General features: G+C 43.6%; 13 protein-coding genes. 8 read left to right on the top strand and 5 right to left on the bottom strand.

Going from position 1 to position 17,730, the window contains the following annotated elements; all coding sequences use genetic code 11:
- Nucleotides 1-10 precede the first annotated feature (10 nt).
- The 8 genes from HUW51_RS05800 (at nucleotide 11) to HUW51_RS05765 (ending at nucleotide 9,242) form a co-directional block, all read left to right on the top strand.
- Nucleotides 11-1,885, top strand: coding sequence for a RagB/SusD family nutrient uptake outer membrane protein (locus HUW51_RS05800; RefSeq protein ID WP_185273048.1), 1,875 nt, complete (start codon nucleotides 11-13; stop codon nucleotides 1,883-1,885).
- Between the two features lie 27 nt (nucleotides 1,886-1,912).
- The gene (locus tag HUW51_RS05795) at nucleotides 1,913-2,650 is read left to right on the top strand and encodes a DUF3823 domain-containing protein (RefSeq protein WP_185273047.1); all 738 of its coding nucleotides are present in this window, start codon (nucleotides 1,913-1,915) and stop codon (nucleotides 2,648-2,650) included.
- 187 nt (nucleotides 2,651-2,837) lie between these two features.
- A complete protein-coding gene (locus HUW51_RS05790; protein WP_185273046.1) occupies nucleotides 2,838-4,916 on the top strand; it encodes a CehA/McbA family metallohydrolase domain-containing protein in 2,079 nt (692 codons plus the stop codon).
- 328 nt (nucleotides 4,917-5,244) lie between these two features.
- On the top strand, nucleotides 5,245-5,637 hold the full coding sequence (locus HUW51_RS05785) for a DUF1801 domain-containing protein (protein WP_185273045.1): 393 nt from the start codon (nucleotides 5,245-5,247) through the stop codon (nucleotides 5,635-5,637).
- 1 nt (nucleotide 5,638) lies between these two features.
- The gene (locus HUW51_RS05780; protein WP_185273044.1) at nucleotides 5,639-6,004 is read left to right on the top strand and encodes a DUF2200 domain-containing protein; all 366 of its coding nucleotides are present in this window, start codon (nucleotides 5,639-5,641) and stop codon (nucleotides 6,002-6,004) included.
- A 108-nt stretch (nucleotides 6,005-6,112) separates the two neighbouring features.
- On the top strand, nucleotides 6,113-6,955 hold the full coding sequence (kduI, locus tag HUW51_RS05775; protein ID WP_185273043.1) for a 5-dehydro-4-deoxy-D-glucuronate isomerase: 843 nt from the start codon (nucleotides 6,113-6,115) through the stop codon (nucleotides 6,953-6,955).
- Nucleotides 6,956-6,973: 18 nt separating this feature from the next.
- Entirely contained in the window at nucleotides 6,974-7,765 is a 792-nt protein-coding gene (locus tag HUW51_RS05770; RefSeq protein ID WP_185273042.1) for a gluconate 5-dehydrogenase, read from the top strand.
- Nucleotides 7,766-8,024: 259 nt separating this feature from the next.
- Nucleotides 8,025-9,242, top strand: coding sequence for a DUF4861 domain-containing protein (locus tag HUW51_RS05765; protein WP_185273041.1), 1,218 nt, complete (start codon nucleotides 8,025-8,027; stop codon nucleotides 9,240-9,242).
- A gap of 345 nt (nucleotides 9,243-9,587) precedes the next feature.
- Here the strand turns inward: HUW51_RS05765 and HUW51_RS05760 are convergent, their stop codons facing one another.
- The 5 genes from HUW51_RS05760 to HUW51_RS05740 form a co-directional block, all read right to left on the bottom strand.
- Nucleotides 9,588-12,158, bottom strand: coding sequence for a phosphocholine-specific phospholipase C (locus HUW51_RS05760; protein ID WP_185273040.1), 2,571 nt, complete (start codon nucleotides 12,156-12,158; stop codon nucleotides 9,588-9,590).
- 435 nt (nucleotides 12,159-12,593) lie between these two features.
- Nucleotides 12,594-14,222: a type I restriction-modification system subunit M gene (locus tag HUW51_RS05755; protein ID WP_185273039.1), complete on the bottom strand. Its 1,629-nt coding sequence runs from the start codon at nucleotides 14,220-14,222 to the stop codon at nucleotides 12,594-12,596.
- A gap of 9 nt (nucleotides 14,223-14,231) precedes the next feature.
- Nucleotides 14,232-15,353 (bottom strand): AAA family ATPase, encoded by a 1,122-nt coding sequence (locus HUW51_RS05750; protein WP_185273038.1) that lies wholly within the window; start codon nucleotides 15,351-15,353, stop codon nucleotides 14,232-14,234.
- 3 nt (nucleotides 15,354-15,356) lie between these two features.
- The gene (locus HUW51_RS05745) at nucleotides 15,357-16,658 is read right to left on the bottom strand and encodes a restriction endonuclease subunit S (protein ID WP_185273037.1); all 1,302 of its coding nucleotides are present in this window, start codon (nucleotides 16,656-16,658) and stop codon (nucleotides 15,357-15,359) included.
- Nucleotides 16,648-17,664: a PDDEXK nuclease domain-containing protein gene (locus HUW51_RS05740; RefSeq protein WP_185273036.1), complete on the bottom strand. Its 1,017-nt coding sequence runs from the start codon at nucleotides 17,662-17,664 to the stop codon at nucleotides 16,648-16,650. The genes HUW51_RS05745 and HUW51_RS05740 overlap by 11 nt, the downstream gene beginning before the upstream one ends.
- Between the last annotated feature and the right edge of the window lie 66 nt (nucleotides 17,665-17,730).

Raw genomic sequence — 17,730 nt, 5'->3', positions numbered from 1 at the left:
AGAATCAGCGATGAAAAAATATATTTTTTTAATAATTGGGGCTTTAGCTCTGAACAGCAGCTGTAAGAAAGACGAAGATTTTTTAAATGTAAAGTCCACGAACATTTTGCTGGTAGATGAAGTGTACGAAGATCCGCGGCTGGTTTTGTCGGTTATCACGGACTTGTATAACCGTATTCCAGATTTAGTGGAACCGAGTAACATGGGCATTTACGCTTCATTCGACGAAGCTTTTGCCTCCGGCGACTACGGCCGGCACCAAAACCGCGAATACAGCTACGACGACTGGAACTACTGGGATTACGGCTACATCCGGGAAATAAACTTGTTTATGCAGCGGGTAGCCGCTTCCGAAAAGTTGTTGCCGGCAGATAAAACCCGGTTTACCGCCGAAGCGCGTTTTTTACGGGCCAATGCTTACTTCGAAATGGTAAAACGGATGGGCGGCGTGCCGTTGATTCTGGAACCCCTCATTTACGACTTTAGCGGCGATGCTACCAGTTTACGCAAGCCCCGTGCTAAAGAAGCCGAAGTGTACGATTTTGTGATCAGCGAAATGGAAGCCATTAAATCGGTGTTGCCCAATACGCCCGGTGAAAAATCGCGCGCTACCTACGGCTTGGCTTTGGCCGCTAAAACCCGGGCGGCATTGTACGCGGGTTCTATTGCCAAGTACGGCGCTACTACGCCTTCGGTGTCTTTGCCCAACGGCGAAGTAGGTATTCCGGCCGATAAAGCCAATGGTTATTACCAAACGGCCTTAGCCGCGGCTCAGGAACTCATCAACTCCGGCCAGTATAGTTTGTACCAGAAAAACCCGGACTTATCGACCAACTTTGCCAATATCATACTGGATAAAGCCAATAATCCGGAAGTAATTTTCGTGGAAGATTTTAAACTGCGCAGCGGCAAAGTGCACGGTTTTGCCCTGGATAATCAGCCCCGGGCGATTACGGAAGAAGGGGAGCGGGGCGGCCGGTTAAATCCATCTTTAAACCTGGTGCAATCTTTCGAAAAACTAGATAATACCTTTGCGCCTTTGCCTATTAATAACGGTAGCCCCACCGATTATATTTACTACGACAAACCCGAAGATTTATTTGCCGGCCGCGATCCGCGGTTGCGGGGTACGGCTTTAGTGCCCGGCGCTTTGTTTAAAGATAAACCCATTGATATCTGGGCGGGTTTACTGTTAAGCAACGGCAGCTTTTTATCCGGCGACCAGTTAGGACAATTAAAAGCACCCGTAGAAGGCGGGCCATCGGTGCAGGTGGTAGGCCGTTCTGGCCCAATTGATGGCTACGATGGCTCGGCGCAATCCGGATTTTACATGCGCAAGTACAACGATCCCTTGGTAGGTTCCGGACAGATTGGTACTCAAAGCGATGTCTGGAATGTGCGTTACCGGTACGCCGAAGTATTGTTAAATGCCGCCGAAGCTGCTTTTGAATTAGGCTTACTCGACGAAGCTGCTACCTACATGAACCAGGTACGCTCCCGCGCTGGCTTAACTAAAGCCTTAACTCCCGGCGATATTACTTTCGACCGCATCGTGCACGAACGCAAAGTAGAACTGGCCTTCGAAAACCATTTACTCTGGGACATGAAACGGTGGCGTTTAGCACACATTGTCTGGGATGGCAGCAACTCCGATTTAACTACCCAGCCTGGCAAAGCTACCGAACCCAGTACCCGCGTTTTTGGCTTGTGGCCCTACAAAGTGTACAATCCTGGCGGCGCCAACCACGAAAAATGGGTGTTCCGTAAAGTTACTCCTTCGCGGGTAACGCAAAGCCACGTGTTCCGGCTCGGAAATTATTACTCCCGCATCAACGATGTGATTATCAACAATAATCCGCTCATTGTCCGGAATCCGAATCAATAGGTCATACTTTAATTTTCTATGAATTATATGAAAATAGTAGCTCGATTTTTAAAAATTTTAGTAGTTGGCTTTCTGTTAAGCTCCTGCGAAAAAGATAATTTTGACGCCCCGCAATCGGTGTTTGAAGGCCGGATTGTATACAACGGAGAACCGCTGCTGGTGCAAAGCGCTAACGCCGCACCGGGCAATAACTCCGACTTTCCGGTTTTTATTGAATTGTGGCAAAAAAAGTATCAGAACCGGAGCTCCATTCGGGTGCCCATTAAACAAGACGGGACTTTTACCACGGTATTGTTTAACGGCGATTACAAACTAACCGTACCCAACGGCCAGGGGCCTTTCTTATGGAAAAAAACGGCACAGAACACGCCCGATAGCCTCACGATTAACTTGCAAGGCAGCCAAACCTTAGACATTGAAGTAGTACCTTACTACATGGTCCGGAATGCGCAGTTTTCGGCGAGTGGCCGTTCGGTTACCGGCACGGTTAAAGTAGAGAAAATAATTACCGACGTAAACGCCAAAGACGTGGAACGGGTGTCGATTTACGTGAACAAAACCCAGTTTGTAGATGCCGGCAACAACATTAACAAAGCCGATTTAGCGGGCAGCGCCATTCCGGATTTAAATAATGTGAGTATCAGTACGCCGGCGCTGGGCGCCATTGTGCCGTCGCAAAGTTATGTTTTTGCGCGGGTAGGAGTAAAAATTGCCGGCGTGGAAGACATGATTTATTCGCCGGTCCAGCGGATAGAACTGCAATAAAATTGTACACTAGCAAACTGACAACCCGGTTGGTTTATGACTGGCCGGGTTTGCTTATTTTTTAAATTTTTTAAATTTTGGGCCTTAAAGCCGGTACTCTTATTTAAATTATTTTTTAATTCGCTAACGCTAGTACCTGAAACCTTCCGGCAGGAGGGAAATTTTTCGTTCTTACCTTTCTAAAAACATGAAAAAAGCTTTCTTCTTTTTGCTTCTCCTCGTCACCGTTATTACCCAGGCCCAGGTACCCGTTGATTTGGCCGGATTTCAGAAAAAAAATAACGTTCAGGTAACCCACTCGGGTAATCAGTTAGAAGTAAGCTGGCCGGTAAAAGTTAAAGAAAAAGGGAAAATTATTCTGAACCTGGACCAAAATAACCCTTTGTTTACCAGTTTACAGCTCAGCCAGGGTGGTAACTTTCAGGAAATTGCCGCGGCTTTAGACCCCGGCTTTATTTTAACCGTGGGCAAACGGGATTTAATCTCGCAGAACGGCTGGAACATCTTTTTCGATAAAACCCATAAAAAACCCCACACGTCGCACCTGGTAAATTTTACCAAAAGAAACGCCAGCGTAAAAACTGTGGGTTCCCGCACCGTAATCCGGATTTCGGAAGTACAAGCGGCATCGTTTACCGGCGCCCTGGAAATTACTTTATACAACGGCAGTCCCTTGTTTAACGTGGCCGCCGTAATGGCCACCGAAGTAGATTCTACGGCTATTTTGTACGATGCCGGTTTGGTAAGTAAAGCGCCCACCTGGCAAACCATTGCCTGGTCCGACACCCAGGATAAGCTACAAACTATCCCATTAAACGCCAACCAAGCCAGCGAAGCCAAAGCTGTAAAATACCGCACTATTATGGGCTCAGGTGCCAAAGGTACGCTGGCCTTATTCCCGGCACCGCACCAGTATTTTTACCCTTTAGACGAAGCGTTTAATTTAAAATTTACCTGGCTAGGTAAGAATTACCGCGAGCTGGTGCCCGATTTTGGTATTGGTATCCGGCAGGATTTGATGGGCGATGATCGGTATGTGCCTTGGTTTAATGCCCCACCCAAAACGCAGCAACGGTTAAACTTTTTCTGTTTACTCAGCACCGACTCGCCCGAAAAAACCTTAACCACAGTTAAGCAATTTACCCACAACGATACGTACTTGCCGCTGCCGGGCTACAAAACCATGTCGAGCCATTTTCATAATGAGTTTATCATGAAAGTGGTAATGGCCAACAAACCCGTTCCGGAAAAACCCACTTTTGTGGATGTATTTAAAAATACCGGCGTAGATATTGTGCACCTCGGCGAGTTTCATTATACCGCTCACCCCAAAGGTCCGGATGAACAACGTTTGCAGGAACTGCAGGCTTTATTTGAACAATGTAAACGACTCTCCACGGATAAGTTTTTACTGTTGCCCGGCGAAGAACCTAACGAATTTTTTGGCGGCCATTGGCTGCAGTTTTTCCCGAAACCCGTGTACTGGATTATGTCCCGAAAGCCCGAAATGCCTTTTGTGACCCAAGATGCCCGCTACGGCAAGGTGTACCGCATCGGCGATAAAAACGACATGCTAAAGTTACTGGAAGTAGAAAATGGCCTGGCCTGGACGGCCCACGCCCGCACCAAAGGCTCTACGGGTTACCCGGATAAATACAAAGAAGAAGCATTTTTTAAATCCGAAAGGTTTATGGGTGCCGCCTGGAAAAACATTCCCGGCGAACTCTCGGAGCCCCGCTTAAGTAAACGCGTTTTGGATTTAATGGACGATATGGCAAATTGGGGTTTAAAAAAACACGTAATTGCCGAAGCTGATTTATTTACCGTGGAGCCGGAAAACGAAATGTACGCCCACCTCAACGTAAATTACCTGCAAATCGATAAACTACCGAATTATGACCAGGGCTGGCAAACCATTCTGGATGCCATGCAACAAGGCAAGTTCTTTGTATCTACCGGCGAAGTGTTGTTGCCCACCTTTACCGTAAATGGCAAAAAATCCGGCGAAACGCTTACCTTGCCCCGTAACGGTAAAGCCACCATTGCCCTGGACGTAAACTGGACTTTTCCGCTAACTTTCGCCGAAATCATTTCGGGAGATGGCAAGCAAGTGTTCCGTGAAAAAATTGATCTGCAGCAAACGCAGGCTTTCGGGAAGCAAAATTTTAAATTTAATACCAATTTAAAGGGTAAAAAATGGGTGCGGGTAGAAGTATGGGACGCTGCCGTAAACGGAGCCTTTACGCAGCAAGTTTGGCTGGAGTAGCTTTTAAACTATTTTGTAAAGATTATGAAAAGTAGCATTTTAGCCACTTATAAGGGCCTAAGTTTTACAAAAATTTAAAAAATGAATGCTCTGAGTAAGATTTCTTATTTAAGGTAAGTTCAATCTTTGCACTGTACAGATTAAAGTATAGGTTAATTTCTTTCGGTCATTCAGGAGGAACCTATTTGACTACGTAGCTAAATAGGTTCCTCCTGAATGACCGGATCATGTTATCTATATTTCTATTTATTCATTACTTTTAATCCTAAAGCACTTGCTTAAAATTACTTGATACTTTTATTAGTGCCTTCAGAAACATGCCCCCTTTATGAAAGAAGAAATCCAGGCATATAACAACAAACAAGCAGCGGTTGAGAACGAAATTTGTGACTCGCTAGCTGCAATTATCAACCAGCAACTACCCGAAGCTGAAAGCAAAATCTGGCACGCGCACCCGGTTTGGTTTTTAGAAGGCAACCCAGTGGTGGGTTATAGCAAACTAAAGAACGGGATACGGCTGATGTTCTGGAGCGGGGCTGATTTTGAGGAAGAATTGTTGCAAGTGGGCACCGGTAAATTTAAAGACGCCTCAATTCTTTATACTTCCGTCGCGCAGGTTAACTTGCCCGATCTGGAAAGATGGCTAAAGAAAGCCCGCGACATTCAGTGGGATTATAAAAACCTGGTAAAAAGAAAAGGTCAGTTAGAAAGATTAAAATAATATGAAAACAACCCCGGAGCACGACGCCCGCATCGCCAAACTAACCTTTGCCTCGGTTTACCCCCATTATGTGACTAAGGCGGAGAGTAAAGGCCGGACTAAAGCAGAACTGCACCAAGTACTGGAATGGCTCACGGGCTTTAACGACCAAAAATTACAAGAACTGATCGAGGAAAAAGCAACTTTCGAAACTTTCTTTGCCCAAGCCAATTTAAACCCCAACGCTCACCTGATTACCGGCGTTATTTGCGGGTACCGGGTCGAAGAAATTGAAAACCCCTTAACCCAACAGGTACGGTATTTAGATAAGCTGGTGGACGAATTAGCCAAAGGCAAGAAAATGGATAAGATTTTACGCCAGGCATAAAAGCAAATTGCCGTTAACATCGTAGCAATAAACACGCTTGCAATCAAAACAAACGTATAATTCTTGCTGCTCAGTAGCTTTGCGCACCCTAACCACAAACACGAAACTATGAAAATGCATTATACTTTGCGGCAGGCGGTAAGTCCCCGGGAAACCAAAACCATGGACACAACTGCTCTACGCGAAAATTTTTTAATCGAAACGGTATTTCAACCCGACGAAATTCAGTTGTGTTATACGCAGTTCGACCGTTACATTGCCGGTGGGGCCATGCCGGTGCAAGATATTTTAACTTTAGCAACTATCCCGCCACTCAAAGCCGAGTATTTTTTAGAAAGACGGGAAATGGGTATTATTAACATTGGCGGTGCGGGCACCGTTACGGCCGATGGCGTAGCCTATGAGTTGCAATACAAAGAAGCTCTGTACTTGGGCAAAGGCACAAAAGAAGTTACGTTTGCCAGCAACCAGGCCGATGCGCCAGCTAAATTTTACCTTAATTCCGCGCCGGCTCACCAGACTTATCCCAGCAAAAAAGTGACTCGTGCCGAGGCCGAAGTAGTAGAATTAGGTTCTCTGGAAACGGCTAACAAAAGAACAATCAATAAACTATTAGTGGCGGGCGTCATTCAAACGTGCCAGTTGCAAATGGGCATGACCGAACTGCAAACCGGCAGCGTCTGGAATACCATGCCGGCCCACACCCACGACCGGCGCATGGAAGTGTATCTGTACTTCGAGGTGCCCACCGGGCAGGCGGTTTGTCATTTTATGGGCGAGCCCCAGGAAACCCGCCACATCTGGATGCAGAACGAACAAGCCGTTATTTCGCCGCCCTGGTCTATTCACGCGGGAGCGGCTACGTCTAATTACACTTTCATCTGGGGCATGGCCGGCGAAAATCTGGACTACAGCGACATGGACCCTTGTCCGATTACTGATTTACGCTAATCCCGATTTCTTAAAAATATGGTATTACAACAATTTAATTTAACCGGGAAAATTGCCTGGGTAACCGGCGGTACGCACGGCTTAGGCATGGCCATGGCCAAAGCTTTGGGGCAAGCCGGCGCTACCATTGTGGTAAACGGCAATTCGTCGCGGGAGAAACTAGATCAGGCCATTCAGGAGTACCAGGCCGAAGGACTTACAGTGCACGGATTTTTGTGCGATGTTACCAATCAGCAGCAAGTGCGGGAGTTGGTGGCACAGATTGAGCGGGAAATTGGCCATATTGATATTCTGGTGAACAACGCCGGTATTATCAAGCGCATTCCTTTAGTGGAAATGGATTTGGCGGATTGGCAGCAGGTGATTGATGTAGATTTAACGTCGCCGTTTATTGTATCGCAGGCTGTGGTAAAAAGCATGATCCAACGGCAGCAAGGGAAAATCATCAATATTTGCTCCATGATGAGCGAACTGGGCCGCCAGAATGTGGGTGCCTACGCCGCGGCCAAAGGCGGTTTAAAAATGCTCACCAAAAACATGGCTACCGAATGGGCTAAGTTTAATATTCAGGTTAACGGCATTGGTCCGGGTTATTTTGCCACCAGCCAAACGGCTCCGTTACGGGTGGCAGGTAATGCTTTTCATGAGTTTATCGTAAACCGCACCCCAGCGGGCAAATGGGGCGAACCAGATGAACTAGGCGGTACTACGGTTTTCCTGGCTTCGGCGGCCAGCAATTTTATAAACGGCCAAATCATCTACGTCGACGGCGGCATTCTAGCTACCATCGGCAAGCCCATGGGCGAGTAACAGCAGCTGAGCCGGATGTTAAAACAATAGCTTCAGAATTTTAAAAATTTAAAAAAATCATCTCTGCACCAGCATATATAAAGTGCACCGCCAAGAGTCTGTCATTCAAACCATTCGGCTACGTAGCCAAATAGGTTCTTCCTGAATGACCGCAATTATTTATGAGTGAAATATCTGCCTCAGCTTTTAGATAATCTGCCAAAAGCTTGTTTATTATTACCCGAAGCCTCAGCGTAGCATAAACCTTTAACAAAGAATAATGCAGAACTTTACTCTCACCCGAAAAATGGTAATCGCGAGTATGTTGTTGGTTTTAATTGGGATTTTCGCTTTTCATACGAAAGAACCCGTGGTGTATTTCTCGGTGAAGAATAATTTAAATAGAGCGCGTACCTCCGAAACCATCAGCATTCCGGTTTCTAAAATTAATAAACTGGTAAAAGCTTTTGGTGCGGCCCAATTGCAAATCAAAGATGTAACAACCGATAGTGTGCTGGTAAGTCAGCCGCTGGATAATAATGGGGATGGCACCATTGACGAAATTTTATTCCAGATCAACATTCCGGCAAATGCTGAGAAAAAGTTTAGCGTGTCCGGCCGCCAACCCGGTGCTGCGGCACCACGGAGTAAATTAACTACCTATGCGCGGTTCGTGCCCGAACGTACCGATGATTTTGCCTGGGAAAACGACCGGGTGGCTTTTCGTACGTATGGGCCGGTGGCGCAGCAATTAGTGGAGCAAAACAAACCCGGCGGCACCCTCACCAGCGGCATCGATGCCTGGCTGAAACGGGTAAATTACCCCATCATAGATAAATGGTACCGAAACAACAGCACCCAGGGCGGGTCTTACCACGTCGATCATGGCGAAGGTTACGACCCGTACCAGGTGGGGCCTAGCCGGGGCGTTGGGGGCATCGGCGTTTTCCTGAACGACTCGCTGTACGTATCTAAAAACTTTGTACAATACAAAATACTCGCTACGGGTCCTATCCGGACTTTATTTGAACTGACCTATGCTCCCTGGCAAGCCGGTAATAGCATTATTCAGGAAAAAAAGCGTATCAGCCTGGATTTGGGCAGTAATTTAACCCGCTATGAAGTAACGCTCCGCAGCAATCAAACGTTGCCCAATGTTACCGTTGGCATTGCCCTGCATGATAAAAAAGGCGAAGTAAAAGTTAATCCATCGCAGGGTTGGTTCCGGTACTGGGAGCCCATGGATGATGCTTTTCTGGGAACGGGCATTGTTGTTTCGCCTGCCGCCGTTCAGCAATACAAAGATTGGCGGGTAAAAGCAAAAGATCACAGTCAACTTTTGGTAATCACCAAACCACAAAAAAACACGATCGTTTATTACGCCGGTTTTGGCTGGACCAAAAGTGAAAATTTTAAAAATCAGGCAGAGTGGGACGCGTATTTACAAACTTTTGCCCAGTGCAAAGCTTCGCCGCTACAGCTTACATTAAAAAAATAGAAACGCCCAGACGGATATTTCTATTTTTAAAATTTTACTATTTACCATGTAGTTGATACTAAATCGTATTAATAAGCTACCATTAGTTTTGCTCGATGGCGTTTTCTTTGGACCCGATTCCCGCCTCCAGGCGCACTATGGCGCGGAAGTTACTTCCGTGACTTACTTTAGGGACCTGTCGGTTTTATTTTTCCCATTTAAGTCATCCTGCAGAGTTTAGAGAATCCCAGAAGAATTTAACCAGTAGGTAACCGATTAGATCTTTCTGGAATTTTTTGAATTCTGCACGATGACGGAGATGAGTAAGAATAGCTTATCTCGAATTCACGTTAAATAATAAACATCCTAAACAACTACCCGGCCCATAAACGGATCGGTGGAACCGTGTTTGCCCGTTTCTACCCGGCCGGCAAATCTTTGTTCGTAGGTAACGTGCCCCGTTACTTTTACACTGAAATCGTACCAGTTAGAACTGCGCTTTAAATCCAGGTTTAAGGTTACCTCAGCCGGACCGGAAGCGTTGGGTTTTATTACTTTTTTTAAATCATGGGCCTTATACGCATGGTCGATAATCTCTAAAGTATACGCCTGGTTTTTGCTGGTATTTTTAATTGTTAATTGGGCGTTGCCAATTAGCTGCTTTTTGTTTTTCGGGTTGCGCTCATACTCTAATTGTATTTCTAAGGCCGGATCTTGCGTGTTGCCCCTAAATTCCCGGAAGAAACCGTTGGGACCGTACAATCTTAAATGGTAGGCGTTGTTCTCAAAAGCTGCCAGGGGCCAGGCATGGGCCAGTTGGTCGCCGGCGTTTACGGCAAAAGCCCAGTTGGTCATGGTGTCGGAGATTAGTTGCTGTTGGGCGTTGGTTTGCCGGAACGTACCCGGGGCATACACCTGAAAAGGAACGCCTGCGGTTTTGTCGCCAAAAACTTCATTGCCGGAAGCAAAGCTTACTTCAAAGGCAGTTTTATCGGCGTTAAGCTGGCCGTTAGCGTAAATCTGGTAAGGTAAAGCGCAGGAGTTGCGAGTGCCTTGCTCTTGTTGCGGCAACAACTCCGAAGTATGAGTATTTTTATTAATGCTTTCTACTTCTTGCGGATTTAATAATTTAAAACCCGTAGGCAAATCTTTGAATTTGGCCTGATGAACACTTTGAAAAAAGGCGTTTTTATTAACAGAATCCGGCAGGGTAAATTTTTCGTTGTTGTAAGGCCGGAAAACCGAAGTTAAGTCGCCGCAAATGCTGCGCCGCCACGCACTAATGTTAGATTCTTTTATTTTTTTGCCAGTCTTTTTATTTAAAAATGTTTCTAAAAACTGCAGGCAGGAGGTATGGTCGAATACCTGCGAATTTACCCAACCGCCCCGGCTCCAGGGCGAAGCTATAACCATGGGTACCCGGTAGCCTAAACCAATCGGACTTTCGCGCAGCCGGTCGGCGGAGTAGCCTCTTTCTTTTTCCTGGGCCATGGTAACGTGCTCTACCCGGGTATCCAGGTTTTTAGAAGCTAAACCGGTTTCGGGGCGATCTGGGTGCGGCGGAACAAACGGGGGAACATGATCAAAGTAGCCGTCGTTTTCGTCGTAGTTTAAAACAAAAATGGTCTTTTTCCAGACTTCCGGATTTTGGGTTAAAATATCCAGAACTTCCGACACGTACCAGGCCCCGTACCACGGCGAACCCGGATGGTCGGAGAAATTAGAAGAAGCTACCAACCAGGAAACCGTAGGCAAATTACCAGATTGCACATCTTTCCGGAACTGGTGTAACACATCGCCTTTTGGTACATTTACTTCGCGCTCCGTGCCGTTATCATTGTAAGTAAGCCGGGTAAGTTCGTGGTAATCCGGGTCGTGGAGGTTGGTAACAAAGGCTTTGCCATGAATACTTTTCTCCCGGTCGCTTAGTTTGTTGTAGCGTTCCTGGGTCCATTCTTTTTGCTCCTGCAGAATAGCCGCTAAATCTTTTTTCTTTTTTTCGAGTTGTTTTTTCTGCTCGTCGTTTAGTTTGTTCTGCTGATTTTCTTTTTCTAAAGCTTCTATTTCTTGTTTTAAAGAAACGGGCCTTTTTTGCAGATATTCCAGGTGTTTGGCGTGTAGGCGCACGTTGTACTGGGCAAAAAACTCTAAATCGTTATCGGTAAAATTGGCGAGCCAAGCCTCTTTTTCGCCTTCTAAATCGGTGCTAATACTTAGTTCGTTCTGGTAAACTTTCCAGGAAACTCCCGCATCTTCTAACCGCTCCGGAAAGGTAGTCCAGCGCAAATCTTTGTGGTCAATTTCGCCGTTCCAGACGTGAGCTTTGGATTTTTCGTGCTGCTCTTCGCGAATGGTACCGGTCCAGAAGTAACACCGGTTCGGGCTGGTACCCGTTAAGGCCGAACAAAAATACTGGTCGCAAACGGTAAAAGCATCGGCCAGGGAGTAGTAAAAAGGAATATCGGCCCGGTTAAAGTAGCCCAGGGTTAAGGGTAAGTGGGCGTAGTCTTTATTGCCCGAATTTTTAAAATCCAACCATTTATCGTATTTGCCATTGTTCCTGGCATCTACCTGGTCAGCCCACGAATGCGGCAAAGCACTCATCCAGGTAGATTTAGTGTCTTTCAGGTTCAAGCGAAAAGGCGCATACGTTTGCCCAGCCGCGTTAGATTGCAGCCATACTTTGTTTTTATTCGGTAGCTCGATGGCCCGCGGGTCGCTAAAGCCCCTTACCCCTTGCAACGTACCATAAGCATGATCGAAGGAGCGGTTTTCCTGCATTAAAAAAACAATGTGTTCGGCATCCAGATAGGTGCTGCCGGGGGCGGCATTAATGGCCAAAGCTTTTTGGATAGAAGCCGGCAAGGCACCCAGCAAACCCGCACCGGTGGTTAAAACGGCCGCTTTTTTTAAAAATTCTCTTCTTGAATCTGGCATTTTACTTCTACTAAACGACTTAATACATTTTTAAAAAACAGATTTGCTCCCCTCATTTCATAAGCTGTTTTTTATTCCGGTAAAAGATACAGGCAAATTACTCGAAAGCGCGCAGGAAATAAACCCGCCAGGTTATTTTATTATTAATTCTAAGCTGGCTGGCCGGTGATATTGGTTGATGGGGGAGTTAGCAATGTTTTCGTGTTGGTATTATGCTAAGTTATTCATTGTTCAGTAGCTTCTTGCTGATAGTTTGTGCCCTGACTAGCGATAAGAAATTTATAAATTTTCAATTTTTACTTAATTCGATATTGTTTTCAAGCATTGTTTTACGCTCCACTTACACTTGCTATTTACTCATTAATACGAAGGCACACGGCAATCCTGGTTCCTTTGGTTGCCATGTGCCCTCAAGTAGTGGTATGCGTAATAAATTTAAATTAAATCTAAGCCTAATTCTTTCAAAAACTTATTATGGGTTTCCGTACTGCTTTTTATTCGCTGCTCAATCTGGGCTAAATCGGCATTTACTTTTTTAAGGTCAATTTTCTCTTCGTCAAGGGAGGTGCTGACGTATCGGGAAATATTCAAGTTATAGCCGTTCCTTTGGATTTCTTCTATGGAAACCCGACGGGAATAGCGCTCTCTTTCGCTGCGGTATTTGTATGTTTGGATAATAGCTTCTAAATGGTTTTCACCTAAACTATTTTGCCTTTTCCCTTTTTCATACTGTTCACTGGCATTGATAAATAAAACATCGTCTTCTTTTTTGCATTTTTTTAAAACCAGAATACAAACCGGAATACCCGTGGAATAAAACAAATTAGAAGGTAATCCAATGACTGTATCAATATTATTGTCTTTTAAGAGTTTGGTACGGATTTTTTCTTCGGCCCCGCCCCGGAATAAAACGCCATGGGGTAATATAATCGCCATGGTGCCCTCTTTGCCTAAAAAATGGAAGCCGTGCAACAAGAACGCAAAATCGGCAGCGGACTTGGGGGCTAAACCGTAGCTTTTAAAGCGGAAATCTTCGGCTAAGGTATCATTGGGTTCCCAGCGTAAGCTAAAAGGCGGATTGGCGACAATGGCATCAAATTCTATCTTTTTGGCTGGATTCATTTCGTTGAGTAAATCCCATTGGTTCTCCAGGGTGTCGCCGTGGAATATCTCGAACTCGGTGTCTTTCATGCCGTGTAAGAGCATATTCATGCGGGCCAGGTTGTAGGTGGTAATATTTTTTTCCTGGCCGTAAATTTTACCAACGCTGCCGCCGTTTTCTTTGATGCGCCTTCTTACGTTTAGCAATAAGGAACCGGAGCCACAGGTAAAATCCAGCACTTTATCCAGTTTTAGCTTTGGACCTGTTGTAGGGTTATGACTATCTAGAATGACAATTTTAGAAAGAATAGTCGAGATTTGTTGCGGGGTGTAAAACTCACCGGCCTTTTTACCGGAACCAGCGGCAAACTGACCAATTAAATACTCGTACGCATCGCCCAGCGTGTCGGAATCAGTGGAGAAATCCCGAATGCCTTCCGCTATTTTCTGAATTATATTGCAAAGTTTTTTATTCCTTTCAGGTAGAGTTTTGCCAAGCTTTTCTGAATTTAAATTTATTTCAGAAAACAAACCTTGAAATGAATTATCAAAAGATTCATTTTCGATGAACCTGAAGCCTTTATCCAGCGTGGCTAACAATTCGCCATCTTGTGTACGTGCCAGTTCTGTGATATTGCTCCAAAGGTGTTGGGGCTTTATTACATAATGCACCTTCCTGCGCATCTGTTGTTCAAAGTATATAACATCATCAGGGTTCTCATTGTACCATATCTCTAAAGGTGTTTTAACCTTAAGTGTAGACATTACATCCCCTGGAGTGTCATCTGGATAATCTCTACCCAATTCTTTCTTAGCGGCCTCTTCGTAGTTGTAGGATAAATACCGCAGGAATAAAAACGAAAGCATATAATCGCGAAAATCGTCCGCATTCATGGCTCCGCGTAAGTTATCGGCTATATTCCAAAGGGTTTTACCCAATTGCTGTTGTTCTTTTTGTGTCATTATAAATTTTTAAGCAAATATTTCAGGTAATTGGAATTGATGTTTCTCCAAAAACGCATTCAATATTCTTTTAAACAGGTCTTTATTATCTATATTCATTTCAACAGGTTGATAAACAGAGTATTTCCCGTGACTCAGTAAATTTAAAGCACGAGAAAAAAGTACTTCGTCATCTACACCGTAAATGCATTTAGAAAATTCATCATAACCAAAAAAGGTTGATGTTTTTTCCAAAACACTACGTAGCATATTAAAATGGTAGGTATTTACCTTTCCTGTATCCGCTGCTTTTTTTAACTCGGTTAATAAAGCAACATGATGAAAAAATGGCGTGTCGTCGGTAGCTCTTAGTATATAACCGTCCGTACCGTTTTTATGTAAGAAATGACTCTTGTGCTCCATATTCCTGAGCTCGTTATACATTACATTAAAGAATAACGAGTGGTGGGAGGAGATAACTACTTTTACGGTATCCTTTCCTCTTTTTAGTAATTGAGCCAAATCGCTGGCTACCGTGATAGCGTTGTTGTCATCAAGCGAAGAAATCGGGTCATCTATATAGATATATTTTACCCAACTATAAGATGCCGCTTTATCTATAGCTAATTCACAAATAGCGAGAAAAATGCACCAAATAAATATGTTTTCTTCGCCTCTGGATATCTTAATATAATCTTGCTTTATATATTCTGCTTCTGTTGTTTCGGGCCTGTATCTTGGATTTTTAACTTGCTTGCTAAAAACGATTATCCAATCATCGTAATCTATTTTAAAATCGAACTCTGCGTATCGTTCTAAATAGGCGAATATTTTCTCTTCAAGTGCTAACTCTCTAAAGCCTTCAAAAAATTTTGAATCTCTATTAATTATTAAATGTCTTTCTGTATCATTTTCAAGGTCATTATTCCAATGAAAAAGGTCCTCTGTGTAAGCATTATAATAGAGTGTATCTTGGGTAGGATTTCCTCTGCGCTTTTTACTTCTATCTTTATATTCCATAGAAAGACGGGTTTTCCCAGTGCCATTGTAAGCATATAGTAATACAAAATAATGGTCGTTTAAATCATCTCTTAACCTAACTGCAACTTTAGTTAGATTTTTGTACTTGTATACTTTTGCCCTTTCGCTCATCTATTATTCAATTACTTTTGGAAACAAGCCCTGCATCAATCCTTTTTTATGAAGTTTCAATTGCTCTATTTTCTCAACTTGTGCAGTGATTAAAGCATCTAAAGCAGAAAGACAGTCGGCTATTCTTTGCTGTTCTTTTTTGCTTTTAGGATAATATAACTCAATATTTTCTAAGTCGGCCTTTGAAAAACCTTTAATAGAAGTACCTTGATTCAATGTTTGCAGAAGATGTTTGTTTGCAGAAAAATAATACCCAATAAAATAATTTAAAATTGTATAAGGAATAAAATTAGTGTAGTCCTGACTAGTGCAAAGCTCTTGTTGGTTAATTGCCAATTTCCCGACGCCTACTCTTGATACAAATAAAATGCTCCCTCTAGGAATTATCTTTGTGGCAGATTCTTTTACTGCCAGCTCATTTATAAATCGAGTAATTGAGATGTTATGAATATTATCTTCACCAATATCAGAGCTGGAAATCCAAGGAATCCTTCCAATCCAGTAATTATTATTTGACCTTTCAGGTGTTCCTCCTCCTAAAAACTTTCCTAATTTTCCTAATAAACTTTTTTCCCACTCCCCATCATTCGCAAACTCCGGAAAGCGGCATTTTGGAACAGTTTCCCCTTCTTGGGGGAATAGGTTTTGCATCAAGCCTTTTTTATGTGCTTTTAAGGCTTCTAATTTTTGGCTGTGGGCAGCAATTAATTCATCTAAAGAAGAAAGGCAGGAAGCGATTTTTTGCTGTTCTTTAAGATTTTTAGGATATGAAATCTTAACCTTAGAAATCCTTGCAGCTGAAATTCCTAAGACTTTTGCTCCTTGTGCTTCCTTCTGTATTTGCTGCCTAACAGTATGAGATTTAAATAAATATCCTCCGAAGCCTATGAATAATTTATTTTCCTTTTGTCTTGCTAGTAAAGTGTGTAAGCCAGAAACTAATTGTTCATTTTCTAAACTAACAATTTCAATGCTTTTACCTATATCATTCAGATCTTCAGAGGCATCGGCAAATATTATGTCTCCTTCAATACAATAGTTTTCTTCCTTTATTTTATCTATTGGAACATCTGGGTTAATAAATGGCACTTTCTCTTTTGCAATATCAAAAAGTGTATTAAACTTAGTGTGAATATCGCCATAATGAATATTTTTTACATACCCTTTTTCATAGTTTAAATTTTCCCGTGAAAATGAATTAGTGACCCTAAATTCATAAACATCTCCAACAAACTTCTCTTCCCAATCTTCCTCGTTTTCAAACTCTGGAAAGCGTAATTTGGGCACTAATTTATTATTCTGCATTCTCAATTAATTTGCGGTTTCGGTCGGCAATCATGTCGGCCAGCTCTTCTTCGCTAGGCAGTACGGTTTGGTATTTAGAGGCAAAAAGCTGTTTGTTTTCTTGCAGTACCGAGTATTTTACCATGGTCTCGTCTTTTTCGGCACAAAGAATAATACCAATAGTGGGGTTATCGTCTTCACCCCGCTTTAGGGCATCAAACATGCGCACGTACATATCCATTTGCCCAATGTCGGCGTGGCTGAGTTTGGTAGTTTTTAAATCAATTACTACAAAACATTTGAGCAAGTAATTATAAAAAACCAAGTCGAGGTAAAAATGGGCGCTTTCGGTACTAATGCGCATTTGGCGGTCTACGAACGAAAAGCCTTTTCCTAGTTCGAGTAAGAACTTTTGCAAGTTGCCAATTAAGGCATTTTCCAGCACCGATTCCTTGCCGGTTAAATCTTCGGGCACATCTAAAAACTCCGCTACATAAGGGTCTTTTATAAAATCGGCCGGACGGTATTTATCGGTTTCGGTAGCCGGTATATTTTGTTGCGTAGAAAGCAAACGCCGGTAATAACCACTTTTAATATTACGCTCCAGCACCCGGGAACTCCAGTTTTGTTCGGCAGCTTCTTTCAGGTAATAATCCCGTTCTTTTGCATCCGGGAGCCGCATAATAAGCCGGATATTGGTCCAGCTCAAATTCGCTACGCGGTGCGTATCCAATTGCTCAAAATGCGGGAAGGTAATATAAAACTGCCTGATATTCTTTAAATTAGCTTCGGAGAAGCCTTTGCCAAAGCTGTTGGATAAGTGCCGAGATAGATTGGTAATTAGATAATCGCCATAGCCCGCACGACTTTGCCCTTGTTGTTCTTTTTCTACAATGCGCTTGCCTATTTGCCAATACGTTTGCACCATCAAGGTATTTACCGCCTGGTAAGCTTTGCTTCTGGCCAGCTGCAACAATTGACTGATTTCGGTAAAAAAAGCATTGTCGTTGTTTACCTCTTTACTCATTTATCTGAATCAGGATTTACAAGATTTAAGGATTTCTTGATTTTAAGGTTAATTAAGCTCATTTTA

Origin of the sequence: Adhaeribacter swui (assembly GCF_014217805.1) — a bacterium.
In the GTDB taxonomy this organism is placed as follows: domain Bacteria; phylum Bacteroidota; class Bacteroidia; order Cytophagales; family Hymenobacteraceae; genus Adhaeribacter; species Adhaeribacter swui.
Note: the sequence above shows the minus strand (reverse complement) of the source record. Positions and strands in the feature narration are given on the sequence as shown.

Coding starts and splice junctions, on each gene's coding strand:
- HUW51_RS05800 (WP_185273048.1), top strand. CDS start 11: ATGAAAAAATATATTTTTTTAATAATTGGGGCTTTAGCTCTGAACAGC.
- HUW51_RS05795 (WP_185273047.1), top strand. CDS start 1,913: ATGAAAATAGTAGCTCGATTTTTAAAAATTTTAGTAGTTGGCTTTCTG.
- HUW51_RS05790 (WP_185273046.1), top strand. CDS start 2,838: ATGAAAAAAGCTTTCTTCTTTTTGCTTCTCCTCGTCACCGTTATTACC.
- HUW51_RS05785 (WP_185273045.1), top strand. CDS start 5,245: ATGAAAGAAGAAATCCAGGCATATAACAACAAACAAGCAGCGGTTGAG.
- HUW51_RS05780 (WP_185273044.1), top strand. CDS start 5,639: ATGAAAACAACCCCGGAGCACGACGCCCGCATCGCCAAACTAACCTTT.
- kduI (WP_185273043.1), top strand. CDS start 6,113: ATGAAAATGCATTATACTTTGCGGCAGGCGGTAAGTCCCCGGGAAACC.
- HUW51_RS05770 (WP_185273042.1), top strand. CDS start 6,974: ATGGTATTACAACAATTTAATTTAACCGGGAAAATTGCCTGGGTAACC.
- HUW51_RS05765 (WP_185273041.1), top strand. CDS start 8,025: ATGCAGAACTTTACTCTCACCCGAAAAATGGTAATCGCGAGTATGTTG.
- HUW51_RS05760 (WP_185273040.1), bottom strand. CDS start 12,158: ATGCCAGATTCAAGAAGAGAATTTTTAAAAAAAGCGGCCGTTTTAACC.
- HUW51_RS05755 (WP_185273039.1), bottom strand. CDS start 14,222: ATGACACAAAAAGAACAACAGCAATTGGGTAAAACCCTTTGGAATATA.
- HUW51_RS05750 (WP_185273038.1), bottom strand. CDS start 15,353: ATGAGCGAAAGGGCAAAAGTATACAAGTACAAAAATCTAACTAAAGTT.
- HUW51_RS05745 (WP_185273037.1), bottom strand. CDS start 16,658: ATGCAGAATAATAAATTAGTGCCCAAATTACGCTTTCCAGAGTTTGAA.
- HUW51_RS05740 (WP_185273036.1), bottom strand. CDS start 17,664: ATGAGTAAAGAGGTAAACAACGACAATGCTTTTTTTACCGAAATCAGT.